Origin of the sequence: Synechococcus sp. MIT S9504, from assembly GCF_047497135.1 — a bacterium.
In the GTDB taxonomy this organism is placed as follows: domain Bacteria; phylum Cyanobacteriota; class Cyanobacteriia; order PCC-6307; family Cyanobiaceae; genus Synechococcus_C.
Window position 1 is genome coordinate 1857407 of record NZ_CP138942.1, and the last position, 24828, is coordinate 1882234.

Annotated in this window: 21 protein-coding genes; 12 read left to right on the forward strand and 9 right to left on the reverse strand. The window is 54.5% G+C overall.

Annotated elements, in window-relative coordinates; translation table 11 throughout:
• Positions 1–30 precede the first annotated feature (30 nt).
• Positions 31–831 (forward strand): hypothetical protein, encoded by an 801-nt coding sequence (locus SIB58_RS10520; RefSeq protein ID WP_231857047.1) that lies wholly within the window; start codon positions 31–33, stop codon positions 829–831.
• On the forward strand, positions 832–1956 hold the full coding sequence (locus tag SIB58_RS10525; RefSeq protein ID WP_066907046.1) for an FAD-dependent oxidoreductase: 1125 nt from the start codon (positions 832–834) through the stop codon (positions 1954–1956).
• 77 nt (positions 1957–2033) lie between these two features.
• On the opposite strand, the gene SIB58_RS10530 is transcribed toward SIB58_RS10525, so the two are convergent.
• The 3 genes from SIB58_RS10530 to SIB58_RS10540 all read right to left on the reverse strand — a co-directional run bounded on the left by SIB58_RS10530 (position 2034) and on the right by SIB58_RS10540 (position 5239).
• The gene (locus SIB58_RS10530; protein WP_066907043.1) at positions 2034–4532 is read right to left on the reverse strand and encodes a GH116 family glycosyl hydrolase; all 2499 of its coding nucleotides are present in this window, start codon (positions 4530–4532) and stop codon (positions 2034–2036) included.
• A gap of 175 nt (positions 4533–4707) precedes the next feature.
• The gene (locus SIB58_RS10535) at positions 4708–5001 is read right to left on the reverse strand and encodes a hypothetical protein (RefSeq protein WP_066907041.1); all 294 of its coding nucleotides are present in this window, start codon (positions 4999–5001) and stop codon (positions 4708–4710) included.
• The gene (locus SIB58_RS10540) at positions 4967–5239 is read right to left on the reverse strand and encodes a hypothetical protein (protein ID WP_197461527.1); all 273 of its coding nucleotides are present in this window, start codon (positions 5237–5239) and stop codon (positions 4967–4969) included. The genes SIB58_RS10535 and SIB58_RS10540 overlap by 35 nt, the downstream gene beginning before the upstream one ends.
• A gap of 105 nt (positions 5240–5344) precedes the next feature.
• Here SIB58_RS10540 and SIB58_RS10545 point away from each other — a divergent pair, with 105 nt between their 5' ends.
• Positions 5345–5878 (forward strand): hypothetical protein, encoded by a 534-nt coding sequence (locus tag SIB58_RS10545; RefSeq protein ID WP_414494652.1) that lies wholly within the window; start codon positions 5345–5347, stop codon positions 5876–5878.
• Entirely contained in the window at positions 5875–6927 is a 1053-nt protein-coding gene (locus SIB58_RS10550; protein ID WP_066907032.1) for a hypothetical protein, read from the forward strand. The genes SIB58_RS10545 and SIB58_RS10550 overlap by 4 nt, the downstream gene beginning before the upstream one ends.
• 3 nt (positions 6928–6930) lie before the next feature.
• Here SIB58_RS10550 and SIB58_RS10555 read toward each other — a convergent pair whose 3' ends face one another.
• Positions 6931–8013, reverse strand: coding sequence for a sulfotransferase family protein (locus tag SIB58_RS10555; RefSeq protein WP_066907029.1), 1083 nt, complete (start codon positions 8011–8013; stop codon positions 6931–6933).
• A gap of 146 nt (positions 8014–8159) precedes the next feature.
• Here SIB58_RS10555 and SIB58_RS10560 point away from each other — a divergent pair, with 146 nt between their 5' ends.
• Positions 8160–9110, forward strand: a complete 951-nt coding sequence (locus SIB58_RS10560) for a helix-turn-helix domain-containing protein (protein ID WP_066907026.1) — start codon at positions 8160–8162, stop codon at positions 9108–9110.
• 109 nt (positions 9111–9219) lie between these two features.
• Positions 9220–11538 (forward strand): sulfatase-like hydrolase/transferase, encoded by a 2319-nt coding sequence (locus SIB58_RS10565; protein WP_066907023.1) that lies wholly within the window; start codon positions 9220–9222, stop codon positions 11536–11538.
• A 54-nt stretch (positions 11539–11592) separates the two neighbouring features.
• On the opposite strand, the gene SIB58_RS10570 is transcribed toward SIB58_RS10565, so the two are convergent.
• Positions 11593–11952, reverse strand: coding sequence for a DUF1622 domain-containing protein (locus SIB58_RS10570; RefSeq protein ID WP_066907215.1), 360 nt, complete (start codon positions 11950–11952; stop codon positions 11593–11595).
• A 163-nt stretch (positions 11953–12115) separates the two neighbouring features.
• On the opposite strand from SIB58_RS10570, the gene SIB58_RS10575 reads away from it, so the two are divergent.
• From SIB58_RS10575 to SIB58_RS10590, 4 genes are all read left to right on the forward strand, one after another.
• On the forward strand, positions 12116–12496 hold the full coding sequence (locus SIB58_RS10575) for a YidH family protein (RefSeq protein ID WP_066907021.1): 381 nt from the start codon (positions 12116–12118) through the stop codon (positions 12494–12496).
• 45 nt (positions 12497–12541) lie between these two features.
• Positions 12542–13414 (forward strand): bile acid:sodium symporter family protein, encoded by an 873-nt coding sequence (locus SIB58_RS10580; protein WP_066907019.1) that lies wholly within the window; start codon positions 12542–12544, stop codon positions 13412–13414.
• 9 nt (positions 13415–13423) lie between these two features.
• Positions 13424–14032, forward strand: a complete 609-nt coding sequence (locus tag SIB58_RS10585; protein ID WP_066907014.1) for a hypothetical protein — start codon at positions 13424–13426, stop codon at positions 14030–14032.
• Between the two features lie 260 nt (positions 14033–14292).
• The gene (locus SIB58_RS10590; RefSeq protein WP_067326056.1) at positions 14293–16611 is read left to right on the forward strand and encodes a sulfatase-like hydrolase/transferase; all 2319 of its coding nucleotides are present in this window, start codon (positions 14293–14295) and stop codon (positions 16609–16611) included.
• A 384-nt stretch (positions 16612–16995) separates the two neighbouring features.
• On the opposite strand, the gene SIB58_RS10595 is transcribed toward SIB58_RS10590, so the two are convergent.
• On the reverse strand, positions 16996–19401 hold the full coding sequence (locus tag SIB58_RS10595; protein WP_231857046.1) for an arylsulfatase: 2406 nt from the start codon (positions 19399–19401) through the stop codon (positions 16996–16998).
• Between the two features lie 306 nt (positions 19402–19707).
• On the opposite strand from SIB58_RS10595, the gene SIB58_RS10600 reads away from it, so the two are divergent.
• A complete protein-coding gene (locus SIB58_RS10600) occupies positions 19708–20094 on the forward strand; it encodes a hypothetical protein (protein WP_231857045.1) in 387 nt (128 codons plus the stop codon).
• Here SIB58_RS10600 and SIB58_RS10605 read toward each other — a convergent pair.
• Both SIB58_RS10605 and SIB58_RS10610 read right to left on the reverse strand, forming a co-directional pair.
• Entirely contained in the window at positions 20086–20961 is an 876-nt protein-coding gene (locus SIB58_RS10605) for a formylglycine-generating enzyme family protein (RefSeq protein ID WP_414494653.1), read from the reverse strand. The two genes, SIB58_RS10600 and SIB58_RS10605, sit on opposite strands and share 9 nt — an antisense overlap.
• A gap of 164 nt (positions 20962–21125) precedes the next feature.
• On the reverse strand, positions 21126–22139 hold the full coding sequence (locus SIB58_RS10610; RefSeq protein ID WP_067325934.1) for a neuromedin U: 1014 nt from the start codon (positions 22137–22139) through the stop codon (positions 21126–21128).
• 204 nt (positions 22140–22343) lie between these two features.
• Between SIB58_RS10610 and SIB58_RS10615 the strand changes: the two genes are divergently transcribed.
• Positions 22344–23438 carry a hypothetical protein gene (locus tag SIB58_RS10615; RefSeq protein ID WP_231857044.1) on the forward strand — a complete coding sequence of 365 codons (1095 nt, stop codon included), beginning with the start codon at positions 22344–22346 and terminating at the stop codon, positions 23436–23438.
• A gap of 27 nt (positions 23439–23465) precedes the next feature.
• On the opposite strand, the gene SIB58_RS10620 is transcribed toward SIB58_RS10615, so the two are convergent.
• Positions 23466–24764 (reverse strand): flavin monoamine oxidase family protein, encoded by a 1299-nt coding sequence (locus SIB58_RS10620; protein ID WP_067325937.1) that lies wholly within the window; start codon positions 24762–24764, stop codon positions 23466–23468.
• Between the last annotated feature and the right edge of the window lie 64 nt (positions 24765–24828).

Genomic DNA, 24828 nt, shown 5'->3' on the forward strand with positions numbered 1-24828 from the left:
GGGAGTCACAGCGATCAGTTCCTGCCAGAGATGGCGGCAGCTGTGGAGCAACTCAACCAGCAAGATCCAATCGAATTAGGCGATCCAGTGATTGCACCAGGGGCCTACAGTGATGATCTGGTTGTCATCACCTGCAAGCAAGGTCAACACGGTGTGATTGTGGATCAGCCTCTTGGCTGCCGCGTTGTGCTATTCGACTGGACAGGCCAAGGCATTGCCCAATCGGACAATCCACAAAACTGGCAAGTGATCAGTGAAAAGACGGAGTGCAAAGGTGAGTTAATGGAGTCCGCATGGCGTCAGCTCGACATGCCCGCAGAGGATCACTATGTTGCATTTTTAGATGATGATCTTTGCTTGCGGACAAGCGATATCAATACAGTGTTGGCATTATCTCGAATCCATCACCTATTGGCAGCGCAGCCTGCCTTGAGCCTCAACAGCCCTAGCAGCCGCGAATATCCCTGGTTAAGGCAGCGTGCTTGCACATCCCTGCACAGATTGCCGATTGTCGAAAACCAAGCACCTTTCATTCGCCGCGATCTTTTAGACCTATCAATGCCATTTCTTGTTTCCACAAAATCCGCCTACGGCTATGACCGCTTCGCACTTCCGTTGTGCGCTGCTGAGTTGGGCGATTGGCGTTTTGCTGCCATTGATTGTGCTCCGATGAGTCATCTGCGGCCTTTGGGCTCGGTGGAGCAACGATTCAGCAACGGACTGAAGAGCAAGGAAGAAGAATTGTTAGTGCGACAGAGATTGACGCTGGCCATGGGATTTGCTGTCAACGAGCAAGATCACGAACAACTGGAACGGGCGGTTGCTAGCTAAATGACAGTTTTAGTCGTCGGCGCCGGCTTTGCAGGCGCGACAATTGCACGAACTCTTGCAGAGAATGGAATACCTGTTCATTTAATCGACAAACGTGACCACATCGGGGGCAACGCTTTCGATGAACTGAATGAGCAGAGTGAGCGCATTCATCGTTATGGCCCGCATCTTCTTCATGGCAATAAAAACTCAGAAGCTGTTGCCTTCCTAAGCCGTTTCTGCTGTTGGACCCCCTATGAACATCGAGTTCGTGCCTTACTTCCCAGCGGAGAAACAACACCTCTGCCGGTCAACCGCACAACTCTAGAAGACATCTTTAAGATTCAATTATCCAACGAAAACGAAACGCAAATTTTTCTTGATTCATTACGCCAGACGGCTATCAAGCCCACCAATTCCGATCAACTATTTCTGGCAAACGTTGGAGAACAATTGGCAAATTTATTCTTTCGCCCTTATACGCGCAAAATGTGGGGCGTTAACGCAAGCGAGCTCGCCATCGGAATCGGCGCTCGACTGCCTGTTCGTACAACTCGCGATGATCGTTATTTCACAGATACGTTTCAATCACTACCAAGCCAAGGCTATACGTCATTGTTCGAACAGCTACTGAATCACCCTTTAATCCAAGTGGAGCTGAAGCGTACATTCTGCAAAACAATCGAACAAAACTATGAGCATTGTTTCCTTTCAGTTCCAATCGATCAATATTTTGACCATTGCTTTGGCCGCTTACCCTATCGGTCAATCCTGTTTCATCAAAGCAATACCAAAAGCCAGCAATCAGCCCCTGTCATCAATTTCACAGATCATGGTCGATTCACGCGTGTGACGCAATGGTCATTACTCCCGAACTCACCAGGCAAAAATCCCGGCCCTCATCAAATCACGTTTGAAGAACCCTGCAGCATTGAAATGAATCCAGGCGAATACTATTACCCGGTCAAGACTAAAGATTCTGAACAATTGCTCAAACGTTATCAAGCGCTTGCAAGCAAAAAGCCTGACATCACTTTTTGCGGGCGCACAGGACTCTTTCGTTATATCGACATGCTGCCGGCAGTATCTCTGCACTTAACGATGGCACGCAATTACATTACCCAGATAACTTCACAAGCCGCTTAAAAAAAGCCAACAACCGACGCATTCATTGCTCTGATCCATCAATTTCTGCAAGCAATATTTTGATGCTGTTCAAACACTCAACCGCGCTGAGCCCCTGGAATCACCTGCCAGTCCGTCTGCGTTGCCCATAGCCCCCAGATCGCCATGGCTCTAAGATAATGGCAGGCACGGAAGGTGTTCACTGCTGTGATCGCTTCCGGTGTGCGGAACTGCAGTCCGCCTGAATACACCTGATTCACCACCGCTGAGCAAATCGCTTCCGCTGTTGGCCCTTCGCCCATCAGCTGGAAATAGCTGGCGATGCCGAAGTTAATGCCGGTCCATACCTCCAGAGGATGGGTGCCCTTCGGATCCAGTGGCGTGCCATCACGGCGCAGGCCATTGGCCACACCCAGCGTTCCGCCTTCGAACTTGTCAAAACAGGCTTCTTTCACCGCCTTGAGCGTGCTGCGGCTGTTGGCTTCACTCACCACAGGCTCCAGACCAAGCAGGCGGGCATAGAAATCACCGCAAAGCTGATCGGCCATCACCACCGGCGTGCCACTTTCGGCATCGATGTCATAAAACTCGCCGTTCCAGAGCAGCTTGTCGAAATTGCTGCGCGATTGCTCAAGCCAGCAGCCGAACTCATGCTGCTCAGCGGAGGTCTCCAGTCCGGTTTTGAGCTGCAGCGTCTGGGCGATCGCCAACGCCGCCTCCAGAGCAGCGATCCAGAGGGCACCGCAGTAGGCACTCACACCTTTCAGGGGCCAGTCGTCGAAGGTCTGATCCGGCGCTCCGCCGTTATCCGGAAGGCCGTCGTCATTCCCATCAAAGGTTTTCAAATAGCGGAGCGCTTCAACGGCAGCTGGCCAGCACTCCGCCAGAAAACTCAGATCCTCACCGCTGGGGGCCAGCTTGTAGGTGCGCCACACCTGCAGCACGAAATCGCTGCCGAGATCCTTCCAAAGGTTGCAGTCTTGATAGGCGGTGTAGTTGGTGGCATCCCAGGGCTGCTCGTTGGGCGCACCGAGATCATGCGGGGTTGCGCCCTTCACCTTGCGATCAGCTTCCACCCGGCCCTTGCCCTGGGTGAAATACCAACCGATCGGTCGTTGGGTGGCATCCGCCGCAGGGATGGCCCGCGCGAAGCTGCGCAACACCGACTTATCCAGCTCCGGCCAAAGCTGCAGCAAGGCAAGGGATCCGTACAGACGTACATCCAGGCTTTCGTACCAGGCGTAGTCGAGGCACTCAAGTACGCCGAAACGACCGTGGGGATCCTCAGGCGATGCCGCACTCCAGAGACTGCCACCACTGCAAAGGTCGTAGAGCTCATTGAACAGCGCCATGCGCAACGGCTCCGGCAGCTGATTGCGCTGCAGCACCGGCTGCTGCCAGGCGTCGATCTGAGCCCTCCACTGCTTCCAGTCGCGCAGTGCTTCGGTGGCAATCGCCGCGGCCTGGTTGCCACCAGGGCCAAAGAAATCGGTGTAACGACGCAGGGCTTTACTGCCGGTAGCAAAGGCCGTGATCGGTAAATCCCAGCTGATCACCACAGGGATCTCGATACTCTCCCCGGGAGCCAGCTGACAGCGCACTGCCAGGGCGGCACTGAGTGGATCATCGCTGCCACTATGCCGATCATTGTTGCTGTTGGGGATCGAGCCGTCATCGCTGAAGCTGTTCCACAGCTCACTGCCATCACCCGCAGGGTTCCAGCGGCTGCAGCGTTGAATGCTCACGCCTGGTTGCTCAGCTGTTGCAATGCACCATTGCCCTTCGCCTTCAGCAATCGGTGCGGAGACGTTGCTCTCAAGCAGCACTCCCCGCAGCTTGCCTTCATCCACATAACGGTTGCGTTGCCCCTCGGTTCGACCGATCGCCGGGGCGTAGTTGTGCTCCGGGCTTCCGTCATCGCGGAAATGCACTTCAGCAGAGGCGTCGGTGTTGGTGAACCAACCACCGGTGTTGCGCCAGCTCAGCAACAGCGAGAGATCAAGAGGATTCTTGGTGGGGTTGCTCAGAGTCCAAACAAACACCGCGACCGGATAACTGGTGCGCTGATAGTCGCCAGGGAGAATCGGGCTGAAGGCCTCACAATGCACATCGGCGTCATAAACGCCGTCGTAGTTCATCCAGCTGAGCGGATAGCGGGCCGCGTAGGTTCCGGTGCTGCACTCCTGCGTGCTGGCGGGATACCAATCCCATGACTGAAGGAAATCGGACGCGTCAGGTCGGGAGGCATCCGCCTGCGGCTTCACCGCCAGGGCATGGGAGCGTTTGTTAGTGCCGTTGTCTTCAAACAAAGCGAACTGACAGTCGGGCAGCACGCCGAACCAGTGCTCACCGCCATCGAGATGCCAGAGATTGAAATTGCCATCGGGAGCACGGCCGATGCAGCCAGCCCCAAAGCCACCCAGGGGCGTTCCGTGATTGGGGCCGTCATCAAGGTTGCTGGCATAACGAACCGTATAGGGCTTATCCCAGTTCAATCCGAAGGGCCTGCTCCAGCTGGCTTGTGGTGCACTCCAGGATTTAGGACGGGACCTGCGGCGCAGCAGCGAACGCAAAGCAGTCAGTCCAAGCGGAGCCATGGAAAGGCGGAAAGTCGCCCCAGCCTGCCAGACCTGAACGGTCTGTGCTCAATGCCAGAAAAAACATCCCGGTATGGCAATGGTGAATGCGGTTGGATCAACGCTCATCCCAGCCGTTGCCACCCCGCATCCTTGTCAGCAGATGGCACTGTTCTAATGGGTCTGCGCAGATGGCTCAGATCTCCCTGGAGGGCAGAACCTGCTCGGCGTCCAACAGGGCATCCAACGTCACTGCCGTGCGCACCAGTGATTGATAGTGCTGCAACACCCGCCGGTTGCGGTCCAACCAGCGTGCTGCTTCCGCTGGGCCTTCACCAGCGCCTGAACTGGCGAATCCGGAGGGGCCGTCGGCATCCATCAACTCAAAGTCGTCCTGGCGAGCGATCAGTGCAAGCAGAAGCTCATGCAGGCGCTGACGGCGCTCGGCCTGTGCATCATTCCCAGTCACGAGCACACCGGTTGCGTTCATAATCCTCCCTCAAATCCCTGTAGTTGCGGGTCTGACGCGAAAGCAATTCACTCGCTTGCTCGGCCTGGGCCTTGTTTTCTCCGGTCTGTTGCGAGGCCGCGATCAACATCCGATTGCGGGCCATTGAGGCACCGAGTGTGTTCATCAGCCTCTTGATCAGACTGCAGTCCTCCAAGGCATGAACAGAACCGGCACACGACAGCGACAGCACCAACGCAACAACGACGGGGCGAGGCACAACAGAAGGAAGAATCATTAGCGCCAAGGTACCTCTGAAAAGCCGAGCTGATCCCGATCAGGCAGAACCACGGTCTGGTGAGCCATTCATGGTCATGGTGTCGAAATGGAGGATTGCAATCCTCCGCGACCCCCTACACCCATGCACAGCTTCTTTCGCTGCAGGGTGCTGACGGGCCTGACGGTCTTGCTCGGCAGCCTCAGCGCATCCGCAGCGGTGGCCCAGGAGCTTTACACCCTGGAAACCACCTGCAGAAGCGCAGGTCAAACCTACTCCTGCAATGTCGTGGCATCCAATGTCGACGACACCACTGAATACGTTCACCAATTTGGATCCAAGACCGTGAGTTATCGCGTGATCGACGATCCGTACGTGCGTATTGAAGGCCGAGCCAGCGACACGACACCTTGGAGATCGGTGAAGAACGCCACAATCGATTTCAGAACTGAGGAGCTCTGTTTCAACAACAACGCCTTCTGTGTCAAAAATCCCAAATATCTCGCCGACGTACTGGTCGGCAGCGGTGATGCCATGCAGGGCCGCACCAAGGTGGGAATGGTCTTCGCTGCCAATGGCCGCGTGGATGTGGCTTGTTTCGACAACGGCTGTGATCGACTGAAGGATGCCATCAGACAATGACAATTAACACTCGCCGATCCTCTAGGCGTCGTCTCGCCGGCCTGCTGGGTCTGGTTCTGGCACTCCAACCAGCAGCTGGACTAGCAGCCATCGGCACTGATTCAGCAGCCACCACAGGTACAAGTGAAAATATCCAGCTGGCCCAGCGCCGCGGCGGTGGCGGTGGCTCACGGGGCGGATCACGCGGCGGATCACGGGGCGGATCACGGGGAGGCTCTCGAAGCAGCTCCAGAAGCAGTTCACGCGGCTCACGCAGCAGCTCCAGAAGTGGAGGCCGCACTGGATTCAGCAACTACAGCGGCAGTCGCTCAGGCAGCAGATCTGGCAACCGTTCGAGCAGTCGTCAGGGCACCAGACAAACCACGCGGAGCAATCGCCAAGGTCAGGCACGCACCAACAGCGCGAACCGCCAGGGCAATCGCCAGAGCACCAGGGGCAACCGCCAGAACCAGGTGCGCAACAACAGCTCCAACCGCCAAAGCAACAGGCAGAACACCAGGAGCAACCGCCAGAACCAGGTACGCAACAACAGCTCCAACCGCCAGAACAATCGCAACGACCGCTTCAACACACGTCAGAACAATCGCAACGATCGGTTCAACACACGATCAGACAATCGGCGCAAGGCGATCAACAATTGGGATCGCTACGGCAACGGTTGGTACAGCGGCAACAACTGGTACAACAACCGCCCCTGGAACAGCGGTTGGTACGGCGGTTCCTACTACAACAACTGGGGCTGGTACCCAGGCCGGGCAGCGGCCTGGGGCGTGGCAAGCATGGCCACCTTCGGTGTGATCAACAGCCTGGTCAACACTGCCCAGAGCAACGAGGTGAGTTACATCGTTGTACCCGACTCGGAGTACTCCCTCTACTACCCCAGCGTCACCGCCACGGGCGACACCGTGACGTTCGAGGCCGATGACGGCGACTCCACAGCGAGGTTCTATGCCGATTGCCGGCAAGGAACCATCAACGGTGGAACGCCTAACAACGGCAACGAAGCCCAGCTGCTCAATGCCGCCTGTCAGGTGGCCTTTGGCCAGTAAGGGCTAGTCGGTGGTTAAAGCGTTTGTAGGTGCCATCAGCTCCTGCAGACGCTTCTCCGCCTTGGGCTCCAATAGAACCTGAGAAGGGTTGTAGGTCTGTGCACGTTCGACCCTGGCTTGCACAGCATCACAAGCCTGATCCCAGCCCTCGATGGAAAGCTCGCGGTAGATCCTTTCAACAGTGTTCATCGGCGAGTCCACCAATTCGTCGTAATTCACCTCCACCAGCTGACCAGCGGGAATCTGTGGACGGGCGGCTTCAAAGGCTTCCAGCAACAAACGATGAGCCATCGCCGTTTCCTCGACCTGCCGCTGCTGATCCGGTGCCGGCTGCAGACCGATCAGATCGGCAAGTTTCTGCTTCACCAACGTCAAAGACCGGACTGCATCCACAGGCTCTCGTTTCATCAAAACAAAACGTGCTTTCGGGAACAAATCCAACAACAAGGTCACCCGCGCTGTGTGGGTTGGATTTTTAATCAATAAATGTCGCTTACCCTCCCCATCATGGGCCCAGGTAAGACGAACAAAGTGCAAAAGCTGTCGCTGAAAGTCTCGGGTGGTTGAGAGGACACAGCGATGAAAATGCCTGAGGTAATCCTGAGGAAATGCCACTCCAGCCATGTTGGTGTCAAGAGTGAGACGAGCCAGTCCGATTTCGTCCTCCTGAGGATCCAGAGCACTCCAGGGCACAGCATCGATCGGACGTGTTGCCGTCATCAGGCGATTGAGAACAGTGATGATCCACGGCTTCAGCAGCAAAGACACCTGCGGAGCCACCGTGAGAGCGTTCCTGGCAGTGGCTGCACCAGAATCTGCAGCCATCAGCTGATGGAGATAAGTGGTACCGCTGCGCCAGTGACCGATCACGATGACCGGATCATCAGGTAATTCAAGACGCTTCAGGGCACGGCCCCAAAACACAGACTGCAACCAGGCGAACGGCTGCAACAGCAATCCGCCCAGGCCGAGCTGCAGACCTAGAAACAATCGATTTGGCGCAGGTCGGGTCATTGCCAGAGCTGCAGCCAACGTGCGGGGCGTGATAAAGCCTCCGGCCACTTGTCGATCAACGCCGCGACGCATCGGTCATACACGAACGTTCACTAATTTCAGTTTAACCATTGAAAAAGGTATAAATTGTTGTTGTCTTGTGCAAATCCGTGTTTACAAGCGTTGCCAGCACTGGAGGCAAAAGCCAACAGCCTGGAGGCTCTCAGCCTCAGCAGAGCATGGATTTGCCCTTTCACTCCGCCAGCGAGCTCAAACAGCTGTTCAAGCTGATTGGCAAAAGTTTTGACGCGGTTCAACTCAGCCAGGGTCGGCTGCAGGGGCGCTTCAGGCTCGCCAACCTAGGCAGCATTGTTTTGATCGAGCTGCAAACCAATCAGCACTTGCTGCTGAATGGAGAGAGGGGCCCTGACTGCATGAGCTTCTGCCTTGAAGCCACAGGCTTGGTCGAAGAATGTCGACTTTTCAATATTCCGCTCGCACGATATTCACTTAATGGCTTTCGCCAAGGGCAAATCGAATCGCATTTTCAACTTTCAGCCAATACCACAATTTATCTGGCAATTCTGTCAACCAGTCGCTTCAACGCATTTCTAAGCCATCACGACTCCGAAGATATTATCGAACAATTGGAAACAAATAATGCATTACAAATTGATCCCATACTACATGCCCAGTTCCGTAAAAAGTTTCAACATTTTCTTGAACACCAGCCACTCACACCTCAGCAGCGCAGGCATACAACAAATCATCTTTACAATTCATTTTTAGAAGCAATTTCCAGCAAAACAAACGCTAAATTTCTATCCTATGCGCCGTCACCAAGACAACGGCTAGTCAGAGAATTTGTTTCCTGGGGCTTCAGGAACACAGATCAAGACTACAACCTTGACCAGATCAGCGACTCTCTCTTCGCATCAAGGCGTACATTAATCCAAGGTACTAAAGAATCACTCGGCATGGGTCCGATGGAGATGATGAAACGGGTGCGACTCGAGCAAGTGAACTGGATTCTGCGTTCACCAGATGCACGCGCAGATCAAAAATTTCGAACGATCTCAGAGATTGCTCAGCACTACGGTTTTCAAAGTCGAGGTCATTTCGCCAAGGCATACCAACAAGTTTTTGCCGAAAGCCCAAGTGAAACCTGGCTTAAATCCTCGAGCCGGTAGCAATTGTTTCAGATCCCGTTCGTGCACACCTGGCAACGCAGTTAGCGGCAGCACCAGGCAAGGCGGCTAACAACGGAGGGATGGTATTGACACCACCGCCCTCTCATTCATGACAACAAGCCAAAAAGTCGACGGGTCGATTCTGCCCTTCCCCGCCAAACCGTCGGGAAGCAAAGCTGGCACGACGATGCAGGACTCGACGTACAGCCCACTCCCCGATCCCAGGTACCTTCCAGACGATGCACCCAACATTCTTGTGGTGCTGATCGACGACGCCGGTCCAGCAATGCCGGAATGCCTTGGCGGCGAGATCCACACGCCCACGCTTCAGGCGGTCAAAGACGGTGGCGTTGGCTTCAATCGCTTCCACACCACAGCGATGTGTTCTCCGACACGCTCTTCGTTGATGACCGGTCGCAACCACACCTTCGTGGGTAACGGCCAGATCTGTGAATTAGCCAACGACTGGGATGGTTACTCAGGCCGGATTCCTGAAAGCTGTGCTCTACAGGCCGACGTTCTGCGCAACTATGGCTACGCAACCGGAGCATGGGGCAAGTGGCACAACACACCTTCGACGGAAACCACGGCTGCAGGTCCTTTCGAAAACTGGCCAACCGGACTCGGCTTTGAATACTTCTACGGCTTCCTCGCCGGCGAATGCTCCCAGTACGAGCCCCATCTGGTGCGCAACACCACAGTCGTATTGCCTCCGAAACAAGAGGGCAAGCAATACCACGTCAGTGAAGACCTGGCCGATGACGCCATCACCTGGCTGCAGACCCACAAAGCTCTCCGCCCGGACGCACCCTTCTACATGTACTGGGCATCCGGCGCCCTGCATGGTCCTCACCATGTGAACAAGGAGTGGGCTGATAAGTACAAGGGCAAGTTCGACGAGGGTTGGGATGCCTATCGCGAGAAGGCTTTCAAAAATGCCAAAGCCAAAGGCTGGATTCCCGAGAACGCCCAGCTCACGCCACGCCACCCCCGCTTAGCAGCTTGGGACTCCATCCCCGATCATCAGAAACCCTTCCAGTCGCGTTTGATGGAAGTGCTGGCTGGCTTTGCCGAACACACGGATCATCAGGTTGGTCGGATCCTTTCCGAGATTGAACGACTCGGATATGAGGAGAACACCCTGGTTGTCTACATCTGGGGAGACAACGGCTCCTCCGGAGAAGGTCAGGATGGCACCATCTCAGAGCTGCTTGCGCAGAACTCCGTGGCCACGGAGATCGATGAGCACATCAAGGTGCTCGACGACCTGGGAGGTCTCGATGCCCTTGGCTCCGATCTGGTCGACAACATGTACCACGCAGGCTGGGCCTGGGCGGGCAGCACGCCTTATCAAGGCATGAAATTGATGGGGTCTTACTTCGGTGGCACCCGTAATCCCATGATGGTCAAGTGGCCCAAGGGCATCAAGCCGGATCCCAAGCCTCGTGCTCAGTTCCACCACTGCAACGATCTGGTGCCAACGATCTACGAGCTGGTGGGAATCACGCCACCCAAAATGGTGAACGGTGTCACGCAGGATCCCATTCACGGCACCAGCTTTGCCTACGCCTTCAATGCACCAGATGCACCGGGTGAACTGAAGACCCAGTTCTTCGACATCTTTGGATCACGGTCCATCTATCACGAAGGCTGGATGGCTGGCGCCGTTGGTCCTCGCCTGCCCTGGGTGAAAGGCGTCGACCCCGACATCCTCACCTGGTCGCCGAATACTGACGAGTGGGAGCTTTACAACCTCGAGGAGGACTGGAGCCAGGCCAATAACCTCGCCGATCAGCATCCCGAGAAGCTGCAGGCGATGAAGAATCAGTTCCTGGTGGAATCGGCCAAATACAAGAATCTTCCCATCGGCGGAGGACTCTGGACCGTCATCTTCCACCCGGAACTGAAGGTTGCACCCGATGCCAAGTCCTGGGAACTTCCAGGCAACATCACCAGAATTCCAGAACCCTGTGCACCTCGGCTTGGTTGCCTCAACAACAAGGTCGTCCTCGATCTTGAGATTGTAGAAAACGCCACTGGTGTGCTCTACGAATTCGGTGCCAATTCAGGTGGTCTCACCCTTTACATGGATCAGGGAGTGCTCATCTATGAGTACAACCTGTTCATCATTGAACGCACCAAGCTGCGTTCTGCTCAGCCGCTGCCAACCGGTCGCCACAAACTGGAGATCATCACCCAGCACACCGACGACAATCCAAGGGGCGCCATTTCCATCAAGGCATCCCTCAATGGCACACAGGTGATCGACGGCATTGTGCCCCGAGTGGCTGCGTTGCTGTTTACCGCCAACGACTGTCTTGATGTGGGCCAATCACTGGGCTCGGCGGTTTCCATGGACTACCGCAAGCGTGCTCCGTTCAAGTTCAACGGCACCATCCATCAGATGAACGTGGACTACACCGACTAAGACAGCCAGTCACGATCGATCAAACTGGTCAACAATGGCAGGGAGCAGACTTCATCACGGAGTCTGCTCTTTTTCTTTGAGCTCCAGGCTCAAAAAGTAATTCAAAAATGTACGCACCAGTGCCACTGCACCCAGCTGAATCAATGCCGATGCTTCACGGCTGATGGTGGTCTGCACCACATCGGCGCCAAGCTGAAACTCCAGAGCCAGAGCCACCCATCCACCGAAGGTCAGGCGCGCTGCGGTCAGCGGTCCCCGCTGCATGAGATGCGGTGGAATCGCCCGCAGACGTAATGGCCCACCGCGACTGAATACCGCAATCAAGCCAACCGCAACAGAAAGCACCGAAAGGCACTCAAGAATCAAGCGCAATGCTTCGGCTGAATGCGTCAGCAGATGTTCAGCCCACTCCATCAATGATTGCTCGTAGTTTGCGGTGATTGTGAATGGCAAAGACAACGATCACCAGTTGGTGAATAGCAAAACGCTGCAATCCAGCACAATCGGGAGCAGTTCAGGATGACGTCAATCACGGCGATTTCTACCCTGTCGACAGCGGTCAGCCCTTCCCACACGGATGAGCAATACCAATACGGAGCTGGCCAAAACCCGAAATCGCGCCGCGGCTGAGCGCACAACGCTGGCCTGGATCCGAACAGCTCTGGCTCTGATCAGTTTTGGATTCGGTCTCGACAAAATCATCAGCGCCATCCGCGATACAGGAGGCGAAACCAACACCGGTAACGACGTCGGCGTGCAGCTGATGTCGATGGGATTCATCGGGGTTGGCATTTTCACGTTGCTGATTGCCATGAGGCAACACAAACGTGAACTGGTGCGCTTGCGCAATGACCCGTACCTCTACCGGGACGAGCCATCGCTTTCGATTGCCACAGCAACAGCTGTACTGGTGATCGGGGTAATTGCATTTCTCTTACTGCTGTCCGGATTTATCTGATCCCATGACCTCTCCCGCATCACTGTCAAATCTCTCTCTCTTGCCATGTCACTGCTGATCTCACTGGCCCTGTTTTTCATCATGGTGTCTCTGGGTCTGAATCTGCCCAGCCTGCAGTTCGACTTGCTGAAACACAGGCCAGCACTGATCGCGCGCGTGTTACTGGCAACCTGCGTGGTCCTGCCACTGGCGGCTTTGCTGCTGCTGCGGACCCCACTCGGACAAGGTCTATCTCCTGCCATCACAACAGCGGTGATGCTGATGACAATCTGTCCCAGCGCGCCAATGATCGCTCTGAAAAGCAGGAAGCTGGCGGAAAACCCTCAACTGGCCACAAGATTGCAGTTCTGGTCAGCCTGTGCCGCCATTGTCACTGTACCGCTGTGGGTGACTCAGCTGCCATTGGAAGCGGGGGAGACCATCTGGAGCGTCTCCGCCAAGGACGTCGCCTTCCAGGTCTTCACCGTGCAACTGATTCCGCTGCTTGTGGGCGTGTCATTGCGGCGCTGGTGTGCGGAATGGTCTGAACGCTGGAATCCGGTGATTCAGAAAGGAGCAAGCATCCTCTTGCTGGTGCTGCTGGCCCTGATCCTGATCGTGGCATTGCCGAAGGTGACGCCGATGTTGATCGGCAACCTCAGAGGAGCCTTGCTGATGTTCATCCTCACCTGGGTCGGCATCGGGCTGGGATATGTCGTTGCAGGCGACGACCACGACGAACGCAGCACACTTCCTTTGGTGGTTTCTATGCGTAATCCAGGTCTTGCCCTGCTCATCATTCAAGGCATGGCTCCTAACGCGATTGACCTCAAAGCGGCCGTGGTGGGGTACGTCGTCGTAACGGCAGTTGGTACAGCACCGTTCATGAAATGGCGCCAGGCCAATGCAAGCCAGGAACAGATCACAGGAGACGCTTAGAGCGAATCCATGAAAACCCCATCAGATCCGAAGCTGCTGCTGAAACAGAACCCTCGCAAGGGAGCAGATATGGCTGCATTGCTGCTCGGCGCCGGGATTGGCTACGCCATTAATCTGAGTCTGCCGCTGCTCGCAGATGTCACGATCAGCTGCATCTTCTTGATCCTGCTGAGCAGGCTGCGCAATCGCCTGAAAACACCAGCGCAGTGGTGGGGCAGCATCGGGCTTTGCTCCGGCAGCTTCCTCGGAACAGCATCCTCGATGGTGTATGTGATGCAGCGGGCCGGTGAAGCTGGATCTGCCTACTCACCCTGGGAGCGACTGGCTCTGATCGTCATTCTGGGCATCACAGGTGTTCTGGCCGGTCGCTATGTCGGCATCGACCCTGATGCTGTTGAGGGCCGCTCGATCGGCGACCTGCTCAGGTCCCTCAGTGGAACGTTCACAGGAGTCTTCGGAGTTCTGGTCGCCATTGCGTTCGTGTTCAACGGACTGGAAGAAGCAAGAACTCTCTCCAGTCGTCTCACCACAACACTCACCATCATCATTCTCGGCCTGGTTGGGCCTGGCTGGATCAGCCATCGCTTGAAAAATTACCAACGCAATCAACCGCATTGATACCACCACCAGCCATCAAGACCATGATGCTGCCGGGATCTTTGAGACATACTTGATGAAGAACTGGATGTTGTTAAAAGCCTTTCGATACAGACAGCGTCGTTCTATGCCCCTGCACAGCGAAACCATGAAATGCCAAGGGAACCGATCGCTGAAACATTGCATCAGCAAAAGGAAGCAGCTGATCAGCAACACTTGGCTTGACCAGAGCAGACGGCTACCAAAAGAGGGATGGCACTGACACCACAGCCCTCTCATTCATGACAACAAGCCAACAAGTCGACGGGTCGATCCTGCCCTTCCCCGCCAAACCGTCGGGAAGCAAAGCTAGTACAACGATGCAGGACTCGACGTACAGCCCGCTGCCCGATCCAAAATATCTTCCAGATGATGCACCCAACATTCTTGTGGTGCTGATCGACGACGCCGGTCCAGCGCTACCGGATTGTCTGGGAGGGGATATTCACACACCCAACCTGCAGGCGGTCAAAGACGGCGGCGTTGGCTTCAACCGCTTCCACACCACAGCGATGTGTTCTCCGACACGTGCTTCGCTGCTTTGCGGTCGCAACCACACCTTTGTGGGCAATGGACAGATCTGTGAATTCGCCAACGACTGGGACGGTTACTCAGGCCGGATTCCCGAAAGCTGCGCCCTGCAGGCCGACGTTCTGCGCAACTATGGCTACGCCACCGCTGCATGGGGCAAATGGCACAACACTCCAGCCACAGAGACCTCTGCCGCCGGTCCCTTTGAAAACTGGCCGACCGGACTCGGCTTTGAATACTTCTACGGCTTCCTCGCCGGCGAATGCTCCCAGTACGAGCCCCATCTGGTGCGCAACACCACGGTGGTGATGCCACCGAAATCACCGGAGGAGGGATATCACATCAGTGAAGACCTGGCCGATGACGCCATCAACTGGCTGCAGACCCATAACGCTCTGCGTCCCGAGAAGCCCTTTTACATGTACTGGGCATCCGGAGCCCTGCATGGTCCTCACCATGTGAACAATGAATGGGCCGATAAGTACAAAGGCAAATTCGACGATGGCTGGGATGCCTATCGCGAACGCGCCTTCAAGAACGCCAAGGCCAAGGGCTGGATTCCCGAGAACGCCCAGCTCACACCCCGTCACCCCCGCCTGGCGGGGTGGGACTCCATCCCCGATCACCAGAAGCCTTTCCAGTCGCGTTTGATGGAAGTGCTGGCTGGCTTTGCCGAACACACAGATCATCAGGTTGGTCGCATCCTTTCCGAGATTGAACGGCTCGGATACGAAGAAAACACACTGGTTGTCTACATCTGGGGTGACAACGGCTCCTCCGGAGAAGGCCAGGAAGGAACCATCTCAGAGCTGCTTGCTCAAAATGGCATTGCCACGGAGGTCGATGAGCACATCAAGGTGCTCGACGAGCTGGGAGGTCTCGATGCCCTTGGCTCCGCGTTGGTCGACAACATGTACCACGCAGGCTGGGCCTGGGCGGGCAGCACGCCCTATCAAGGGCTGAAGCTGATGGGGTCTTACCTGGGCGGCACCCGCAATCCCATGATGCTCAAGTGGCCCAAGGGCATCAAGCCGGATCCCAAACCTCGTGCCCAGTTCCACCATGTCTGCGATCTGGTGCCAACGATCTACGAGCTGGTGGGAATCACGCCACCCAAGATGGTGAATGGCGTCACGCAGGATCCCATTCACGGCACCAGCTTTGCCTACGCCCTCAATGCCCCTGATGCACCGGGTCAACTGACAACCCAGTTCTTCGACATCTTTGGATCACGGTCCATCTATCACGAAGGCTGGATGGCAGGCGCCGTTGGACCTCGCCTGCCCTGGGTGAAGGGCTTTGACCCCGACATCTTCACCTGGTCCCCCGACACCGACGAGTGGGAGCTATACAACATTGAGGAGGATTGGAGCCAGGCCAATAACCTCGCCGATCAGCATCCAGAGAAACTGCAGGCGATGAAGAATCAGTTCCTAGTGGAATCGGCCAAATACAAGAACCTGCCAGTCGGCGGCGGCCTCTGGACCCTCGTGTTCCATCCGGAATTGAAGGTTGCACCCGATGCAACATCCTGGAAGTTCCCAGGCACGATCACCAGAATTCCAGAACCCTGCGCACCACGACTCGGCTCCCTCGACAACAGGGTCGCCCTCGACATCGAAATTCCTGAGAATGCCAGTGGTGTGCTTTACAAACTCGGTGCCAATTCAGGTGGTCTCACCTTGTATATGGATCAAGGGGTGCTCATCTATGAGTACAACCTGTTCATCATTGAACGCACCAAGCTGCGTTCTGCTCAGCCGCTGCCAGCCGGTCAACACACACTGGAAATCATCACCCAGCACACCGACGACAATCCAAGGGGTCCGCTGTCAATCAAGTGCTCCCTTAATGGCACGCAAGTGATCGATGGCATGGTGCCGAGACCGGCAGCTCTGATTTTGACGGCGAATGACTGCCTTGACGTTGGTCAGGCTCTCGGCTCTCCGGTTTCCATGGACTATCGAGAGCGTGCACCGTTCAAGTTCAACGGCACGATCCACACTATGAAGGTGGACTATCTCAAATAAGTAAGGTCCGGTCTACATGATCAAAACGAAAAATCTCAAGACAACCTGATCGAGAACTCATTAGCTCAATTTCATCAACCGGGGCAGATCTCTTCAAGAGGTCTGCTCTTTTTTATAAGTCCCAGACTCAACAAAGGATTCAAACTCATGCAGGCTTCTATCCTCACTGTTCACCAAATCAAACAGAGAGGGATGCAGTAGTCTCGACAGCTCCAACCCTACGCTGAGCCGTCATCGGAGATCTTCTCCTCTCCAGGAGGAGTTGCATCTAGGCTTCAACAAGGCAACACTGCAAATCACAATTCATCCACTCGCAACGCATAAAAAATGGTGATATTGCTCCCCTGAGCAACATCACCATCCAACAGCTGATGATCGACTCAATCAGCTCTTCTTGGCATCAGTCTCCTTGGGATAGATCTCAAGGGTGACCTTGTCAATCTGTCCGCCATAGGCGCTGTAACGCTGGGGACCAATATTCTTGACCGTGACAGCCGAGCCGCGGTCAAGACCAACATCAGCACCTTCATCAATGGAGAATCGAGAGGCGATGGTCTGATCAAGGCGACCAAGGGCAACAACTTTATCGTTGATCTTCATCCGCACATCGGCACCTTTGCCAACACCACCACCGTCGTAGTCGATCTCAAAGCGAAGTTCAGACTGACCAACTGGCAATGGCTCATTACTAGTGAAGGTGTAAAGCTTACCCATGTAGTTGTAGGTGTAAGCAGGCACGTTGTTCTCTACATAGAGAGACCAGCCGCCAAAGCGACCGCCCTGGGAGAAGATCACGCCACTCTCCTTCTGGCCAGGCTTCACATCCAACTGAGCCGTAATGCTGCTGGAGGTGTTCTTCACATTGAGGATCGAATCCTCGACCATGTTCCAGGCATAGGGATACAAATCCATCGACGTCCGATCACCCAAAAGTGTCGGACGACCAGCAACAGAGGGCACGAGACGCTCGAGCAGACGATCGTCTAGCGGCAACACCTGATTTGCGATGGCCTCTTCCATGAACTTCTTCTTCATGGCAATAAGGCGTTCAGGCTCCTGATCGGCGAGATCATTCGAGAGGCTGAAATCCTTGGTGGTGTCATAAAGCTGCCAACCAGAATCGTCTGCAACCGGATTCATTCTTTCCGGCGCCATCCATGGATACATCACTGTTGTCCGCGCCATCCAGCCGTTGTGATAGATGCCTCGATTACCAATAATCTCAAAATACTGCGTATCATGCTTTTCTTTGGCATCTGGAGCATCAAAGGTATACATCAGACTGGTTCCTTGCATGGGAATCTGAGTAACGCCATTGATTGTCTTAGGCATCGGCAGATTGGCCGCCTCAAGGATTGTTGGAGCCACATCATTTACATGCGAGAACTGTGTGCGTAGACCACCACCCTGTTGGATGCGTTTCGGCCAATGAATCACCGTGCCGTTACGTGTTCCACCGAAATCACCTGCGACTTGCTTGGAGAGAGCAAAGGGTGAATTGAAGGCGATCGCCCAGCCCATGTGATACATGGGATAGGTGGTAGGACCACCCCACTCCTCAAGCTTGGCCTCCTGTTCGTCAGGCGTTTCTGCAACGCCATTGAGGTAGTGATTCCAATTCCACTGACCAGTTCTATCCCCTTCGGGACTGGCGCCATTATCACCAGTGATGTAAATCACCAAGGTGTTATCAAGCTCGCCAAGATCATCGATCGCCTGGATCAAACGGCCAGCTTCATAATCTGAATACTCAGTAAAGGCAGCAAAAACTTCAGCCTGACGTGCATAGATTTTCTGCTGTTGTGGCGTGAGGCTGTCCCATTTAGGAATACTGTCTGGCGCCTTGGCCATCTGAGTGCCTTCAGGAACAATCCCTGCCTTGATCTGATTCTGAAGATTGCGCTTGCGCAAAACATCCCAGCCTTCGTCGAACTTACCTTTGTATTTGGCAATCCATTCCTTGCTCACATGGTGAGGGGAGTGAGAACCGGCGGATGAGTAATAGATGAAAAATGGTTTATCCGGTTTGATCGATTTCTGCTGACGCATCCAACCGATCGCCTGATCGGTCATGTCTGCAGTGAAGTGATACCCCTCTTTCTTAGGTGCATCCACAACGGTGACACCATCGTGGATCGTTGGATCCCACATGTTGTCTTCCGCCCCAACAAAGCCGTAGAACTTCTCGAATCCCTGCCGCGTTGGCCAACGGGTCTGGGGGCCGGCTGCCGTGGTCTCCCGACCCGGCGTTTCATGCCACTTGCCGAAGGCACCGGTGTTGTAGCCGTTCAATCGGAGAATCTCAGCAACCGGCTGGGCATAATCCGGCACCACAGTGGAATTACCCGCGTAACCAGTTGCGATCTCTGGGATCGAACCCATATTGACCTTGTGGTGATTGCGTCCGGATTTCAAAGCTGCCCGGGTCGGCGCACAGAGAGCTGTGGTGTGAAATTTGTTGTAGCGCAGGCCATTATCAGCCAGCTTTTCCGCCGTCGGCATGTTCACCGCACCGCCAAAGGCGGAGGGTGCGGCAAAACCCACATCATCGAGAAGGATGATCACCACATTGGGGGCATCCTTTGGTGCCGTCACCTCAAACTGTGGAGGCAATGGAACCTCAGAAGGGAGAGCCTTTGTGACCTTTTCAGGCTTTGGCTCGGCAATCGGCAAATTGGTCCGATCTAGGTTTCCACCCAAGGCCTGCTTCTGATCCGTACAGGAGGTGGAAAGGCTTGAGAGCAACAGCAATCCACTACCCACAGCTAGGTGGCGGATCAGCTTGGACACTTTGACTTGATCAAGCATGCTGAAAAAGCGAATGAAGAAGTGAACAGGCGTACAGCCCAATAAATGACTCGCATTCAACTCAGCGGGCTCTGACGCCTTGAGGAGCCTCTACAGAGGCGTGATTCACAACAAGAACATGGCAACAGCCTCAACACCCTCTGTTAGCTGCGGGTATGGGATCGAGAATCAGCAGCAGCACAGATCTGCACAATTGGGACCATCAGACCGAGCGAAATCGCTGATGCCACAGACTTTCAGCCATCTGCGGCTGGCAGAACGATGCTTGCCTAGCTTTCCTGCAGATCATTGGCTGAGGAAGACGCCTTGCCCTTTCGCTCCACGCTCTACCGCCTGGCCAGTGCGATTGAATTGTTCACGGGAGTCACTCTCCTGTTGCTGCCAGCGATAGTGATGCAACAGCTGTTCAGCTCGCCAGCAAGCGACGCTGGCGAACAACTGACACGTTTGTACGGCCTGGCACTGATCGGGCTGGGCGTGGCCTGCTGGGGATCCCCCTGTCCGATACCAGCAAGACGCGGACTGCTGGTTTACAACTGCAGCGCCGCAGTGCTTCTCATCATCCTGGGCTCACAGGCCCTCTCGGGTGGAGCAGCGGTGTGGGCAGGTGCCCTTATTCACGTGGTTCTGGGAGTAATGATGATTCGCGACCAGCTGGCCAATTCCTCAGGCTAAATCGGTTGCACATCGGAAACCCATATGACAAGTGGCCGTATCGGTGGTCTGCCCCATCAATGCCGCCGGCCTAAAGCGATGGCAATAGTTCTCGGCACAGAGAAAGGACCCACCTTTGATGATTCGCCTCTCCTGTTCACCCTTGGGTACTGGGAACAGTGTGGAAGTCCATTCCCATACATTGCCGCACATGTCGACCAGTCCGTAGCCGTTGGGGGGGAATGAGCCCACAGGCGACGTCCAGAACCATCCATCAGTCTGTTCATTCGTCCAGGGGAACGGACCCTGCCAGACATTGGCCAGCCACTGACCATCCGGCATCATCTCTTCACCCCAGGAGTAGTTCTGCTGCACCAGACCACCTCTGGCAGCAACCTCCCACTCTTCAGCAGTGGGCAACCGTTTGCCAGCCCACTGGGCATAGGCCAGCGCATCAACGTAGGCGAGATGCACCACAGGGTGATCCATCAGGTCGTCAATACCTGTGTCAGGGCCCTGGGGATGGCGCCAATCGGCTCCTTCAATCAAGGCCCACCACGACATCGGTTGATTGCGATCCACCGATGCTGGGGGCGGAATGAACACTGCCGATTCCGGATTCTGCTGATCCGGCGGAAGATTCGGATACAGCACCGGATCGGGTGGCTTTTCCGAGACGGTAACGTAACCGGTGTCCGACACGAAACGCGCAAACTCGGCGTTGGTCACAGGAGCTGCATCGATCAAGAATGAACGGATCTCGATTGAACGAACTGGGGCCTCTTCTGGATAAAAAGAATCAGATCCAATCGCATATTCACCTGCAGGAATCGTAATCATCTGATCGCGCTGGTCAGTCATGTCAGTCATGTCAGTCATGTCAGTCATGTCAGTCAATCAATGAAATCAGGGTATTGAGACAAAGAACAGAGAGCAGCAAAGATCACAATTTGTGAGCAGACTTGAATCCTATTCAAAAAAAGCATCTTGATTGAGTCGGACTGACTCCAACAAGATGCCAAGTGCTAAAACAATCAAATGTTCAGAATAATTCAACCGCCAGTTGGGAATAGGAATTGCGCCTGAAGCCGGAATGTCCAGTCTCCGGCGAGAGTTTCACCAGCAATCTCAGGTTTGACAAGATTATAATAAGCACTGAGCGAAGTATTGATAGGCTGAGTTCCAAGCTTAAAAACACGTCCAACGCCAGCACCAATAGGAACCATCCAGCCTTTGTTATCTTCATTCATCCAATTGGCGGTAATAATTGGTGAACTGGTGAGATACCAGCCCTTCGGCAAGTTGTAATTCAGAAAAGGCTGAATCAACATCTTATTGACATCGTTTTTACCTCCTCCCGCAAATGACCAAACATTATTGATCAAACCGCCCGCAACAACTTTCCCTTTGCTGTAAACCAAGACACCTGTAGGACCTGCACTCCAACGCCCCGATGCCAACCTGGAGTCGGTCGCCGAGGGGATAATCAGCGTTGGACCCACCCCGACAGTGAAATTACCTTTCAGAGTCGGCACAAAAAAGACCGAAGGATTGATATCACCCATGGCCTGGATATTGGTTCCGCGTGCCCAGGGCTGAGAGATGAAAGGAACAATCGTTCGAGTCACCAATGTCAGACCATCGCTCACCTTGAAGGGAACGACGGGCTGCACATTCACAACATTCTGAGTCTGATTGTGCTTGGCACGCGGATCAAGCACATTGGGAGCCCATTGGCTATTAGGGGTGCTGTTCCATTGAATGGGCAGGCTGATCAAACTGGCAATCGGATTCTGTGCCGCCTTGGCCAATGAGGCATCCTCAGCAGAAGCGGATTCCCCAGGAGTCACCGTGACCGGCTGATTATCCGTGCCGGGTTCTTGTGAGTCGGATGGGGCCTGTGCGACTTCAAGCTCACCCAACACCAGCGGGGTGAAATCAAATTCAACCGTCTCATCAATCAGGAACCGAGGCTGTTCCTGAGCTTCAGCAGCTGAAGGGACCAGAAGGGCCGCGAAGCTCAACAACCCGATGAAGCGAAGACTTCGACGAAAAAGCGGTCCCATCAAAAGTAATGAAAAACAAGAGTTCTTTAATACCAATCAGCAATTAGGCCAAGGCTGCCGCAAAAAACTTCGCACGATTGGGATCAGATCCAGCTGCACGACTTCAATCCCGCTCCTACGGTTCGCCCAATCTCCATTTTCCTTGTGGTCCGCTATCTGCCCCTCGCACTCCTCACACCACTGAGCGCCCTTTGCGTCGAGGCCGTGGCACAACCTCAGAATGATTCTCGCGAGATTCACTCCAGCGACTCCAATGTCGCCTCGTTGATTGAAACCAGCCATCAATCCAAAGATGGCAGCGAAAGTGATTCAACCAATCAAGCTGATGAACAACCTCTGAACAATGAGATCAGCGAAGGGAATGATTCCGACGCTACGGGCGTAATGGAACCCTTGGTCTTGAGCCAATCCAACGAAAGTGCTTCGGCAAGCGAAGAGGAAGAAGACGAAGAAGACAGCTGGCGCGTTTATCTCGACCTTTACGCTTTCTTACCTCCGATAACACGCAGCACATCAACAATTGATGGCAACACCACAAAAGTAGACCTTCCCCTATCGGATGTAATCAAGTCAATCGATGAGGCATTGACTTTAAAAGCACAATTTGAATACGGTCGATTAGGTGTTTTAGCTGCAATCAATTATGCAACCATATCTTCATCCACCTCAAGATCATCCTTTTTAGAAACGCAAAACCCGTTACGAGACAAGCTAGGCATTGCTTCACCACTTCGAAAACGCACTATTCGCGTTCAAGGTGATTTAGACGTTGATGTTGATGCCAGTCAAACAATTTTTGATCTTGCGATGCGATACCGAGCTGGTGCAATTCAAAAACCACGCATGAAAAAAGGTAGCACAAGCTTCCTCGGCTTAGTGGGTGCAAGATTCATTGATGCAAGTCTATCGACAGACTTCAATATCAAAGGCAAGACAGATGTCACTGTTGAAGGGGTTAAAGTTAATCGATCAAACTCCAGAGAACTTGAGAAATCTTCAAATGTGAGCTGGGGCAACACTTGGGTACAGCCAATGCTGGGAATGTTTGGCACTTACGCAATCAGCGAAGATTGGCAGGCTTTCGCTTATCTCGATGCAGGCGGATTTGGACTCAGTGGCAGTGAGGATCTAAGTGGAACAGCTCAAGCAGGAATTGCTTATGCACTTGGAAATTCTGCGCAAATTTCGCTTTCCTATAAATACTTTGGAATTGCTTATTTTGAAGGAGGTAGAGAAAATAATGGCTACAGCTCCTATCAGAGCGGAGTTAACCTAGGCCTGCGCTGGCTATTTGATTGATCAGCGTTACTGAAGAGATTGGAGGCTTCAGGGGTTGAGGCTTGCCGCCACGGCCACTGCGGTTTTGGATCCGCTGGAAATGGCTCCTTCGATGAAGCCGCGCCATCCCTCGCCATGATCACCAGAGGCAAAGAACAGGTTGTTGTCTGGCTTTGGTAGTTCATCAGCGAAGCGTACAAAGGTGCCGGGGCGGTACGTGCACCAACTCCCCTGGGAGAGAGCATCGCCTCCCCAGTCATGTCCGAAGGTCGACAGCAGGCGAATACCAGGCACAAACTCCTCAAGAACCAGTTGCCAATCCGCGACAGATCGTTCCAGTGCATCCGGCTCCAAACTGAAACCGGCCAACACAGAACGCTGATCACCGCGCTGATAGGTGAAGCTGCCGATCAGCGCAGAGTCAGTCGACGTGGCCAGAGTCATCACTGCACCAGGGTCTCCCTCAACCTCAAAAAACACCTTGGCTCCACCACCCACATGCTTGAGTTTTGAGGCCTCCACTTTCACCGGTTTCAGGGGAGGATCAAATGCCACGCTGTGAAGCACATTCAGAGGCACGGTGACCACTGCTCGCTTGGCACTCACCTGCTCACCAGCTGCTGTCGTCACCGTCACGCCGTTGGCCGTTTGCTGAATGGATGTCACGCTGGTGTCCAGCATCACATCAAAGCCACCATCACTGGCCATCGCTTGCACCAGAGCGCCGGTGCCGCGCTTGAGTTTGTAGCGGGCTGCTGAGTCATTGAACAGGGAATAATCCCACCCCGTGAGCGACCAACAGCGCATCATCTCCAGATAGGAGGCATTCTGCGGCTGATTCATCGACAAAATCTCGAGAAAGCCACCAATACTGGTGCGCTGTAATGGCGTGAGATCCAGAGAAGCGAGACGATCGGCCACACTCAGGGAATCGCGTTGCTCGATCGCGGGCCAGTTGTAATGCGAGTCATAGGGACGTTCCCAGACCTGTTGAGCTTCAGCAAAGAACTGCTCAAAACCTGAGACAAACTCTCCGAGTTGGTCCTCACGCAACTCCTGAACCTGACCATCCACCTTGATCGCCACCCTCTCGGCAACGCACCCTGGAGTCTCCTGAATCTCGAAGCCGTAGCGTTCCTTTTCAGCCCATACAAAGGGTTGGGTCCAGTGAATCCAGGTGCCACCCAGCTCCACATGGAATCCATTGCGATCGGTGCTCCAGGTGCGACCACCTAAGCGATCGCGAGCCTCGAGCACCAGCACCTTGAATCCACGCTTCTGCAGGTCCCGGGCAGCGGTGACGCCGGCAAAGCCACCACCGATCACAACAACATCAACGGTCTTCATGTTCACGATTCAAAAAATCAGTCAATGGTCTGCCTGAATGATTTCGGACGGAAGTCACCCGCCG

Coding starts and splice junctions, on each gene's coding strand:
- SIB58_RS10560 (WP_066907026.1), top strand. CDS start 8,160: ATGGATTTGCCCTTTCACTCCGCCAGCGAGCTCAAACAGCTGTTCAAG.
- SIB58_RS10535 (WP_066907041.1), bottom strand. CDS start 5,001: ATGAACGCAACCGGTGTGCTCGTGACTGGGAATGATGCACAGGCCGAG.
- SIB58_RS10550 (WP_066907032.1), top strand. CDS start 5,875: ATGACAATTAACACTCGCCGATCCTCTAGGCGTCGTCTCGCCGGCCTG.
- SIB58_RS10580 (WP_066907019.1), top strand. CDS start 12,542: ATGTCACTGCTGATCTCACTGGCCCTGTTTTTCATCATGGTGTCTCTG.
- SIB58_RS10590 (WP_067326056.1), top strand. CDS start 14,293: ATGACAACAAGCCAACAAGTCGACGGGTCGATCCTGCCCTTCCCCGCC.
- SIB58_RS10545 (WP_414494652.1), top strand. CDS start 5,345: ATGGAGGATTGCAATCCTCCGCGACCCCCTACACCCATGCACAGCTTC.
- SIB58_RS10525 (WP_066907046.1), top strand. CDS start 832: ATGACAGTTTTAGTCGTCGGCGCCGGCTTTGCAGGCGCGACAATTGCA.
- SIB58_RS10565 (WP_066907023.1), top strand. CDS start 9,220: ATGACAACAAGCCAAAAAGTCGACGGGTCGATTCTGCCCTTCCCCGCC.
- SIB58_RS10520 (WP_231857047.1), top strand. CDS start 31: ATGGCGGCAGCTGTGGAGCAACTCAACCAGCAAGATCCAATCGAATTA.
- SIB58_RS10585 (WP_066907014.1), top strand. CDS start 13,424: ATGAAAACCCCATCAGATCCGAAGCTGCTGCTGAAACAGAACCCTCGC.
- SIB58_RS10555 (WP_066907029.1), bottom strand. CDS start 8,013: ATGCGTCGCGGCGTTGATCGACAAGTGGCCGGAGGCTTTATCACGCCC.
- SIB58_RS10605 (WP_414494653.1), bottom strand. CDS start 20,961: ATGACTGACATGACTGACATGACTGACATGACTGACCAGCGCGATCAG.
- SIB58_RS10575 (WP_066907021.1), top strand. CDS start 12,116: ATGAGCAATACCAATACGGAGCTGGCCAAAACCCGAAATCGCGCCGCG.
- SIB58_RS10570 (WP_066907215.1), bottom strand. CDS start 11,952: ATGGAGTGGGCTGAACATCTGCTGACGCATTCAGCCGAAGCATTGCGC.
- SIB58_RS10610 (WP_067325934.1), bottom strand. CDS start 22,139: ATGGGACCGCTTTTTCGTCGAAGTCTTCGCTTCATCGGGTTGTTGAGC.
- SIB58_RS10530 (WP_066907043.1), bottom strand. CDS start 4,532: ATGGCTCCGCTTGGACTGACTGCTTTGCGTTCGCTGCTGCGCCGCAGG.
- SIB58_RS10620 (WP_067325937.1), bottom strand. CDS start 24,764: ATGAAGACCGTTGATGTTGTTGTGATCGGTGGTGGCTTTGCCGGCGTC.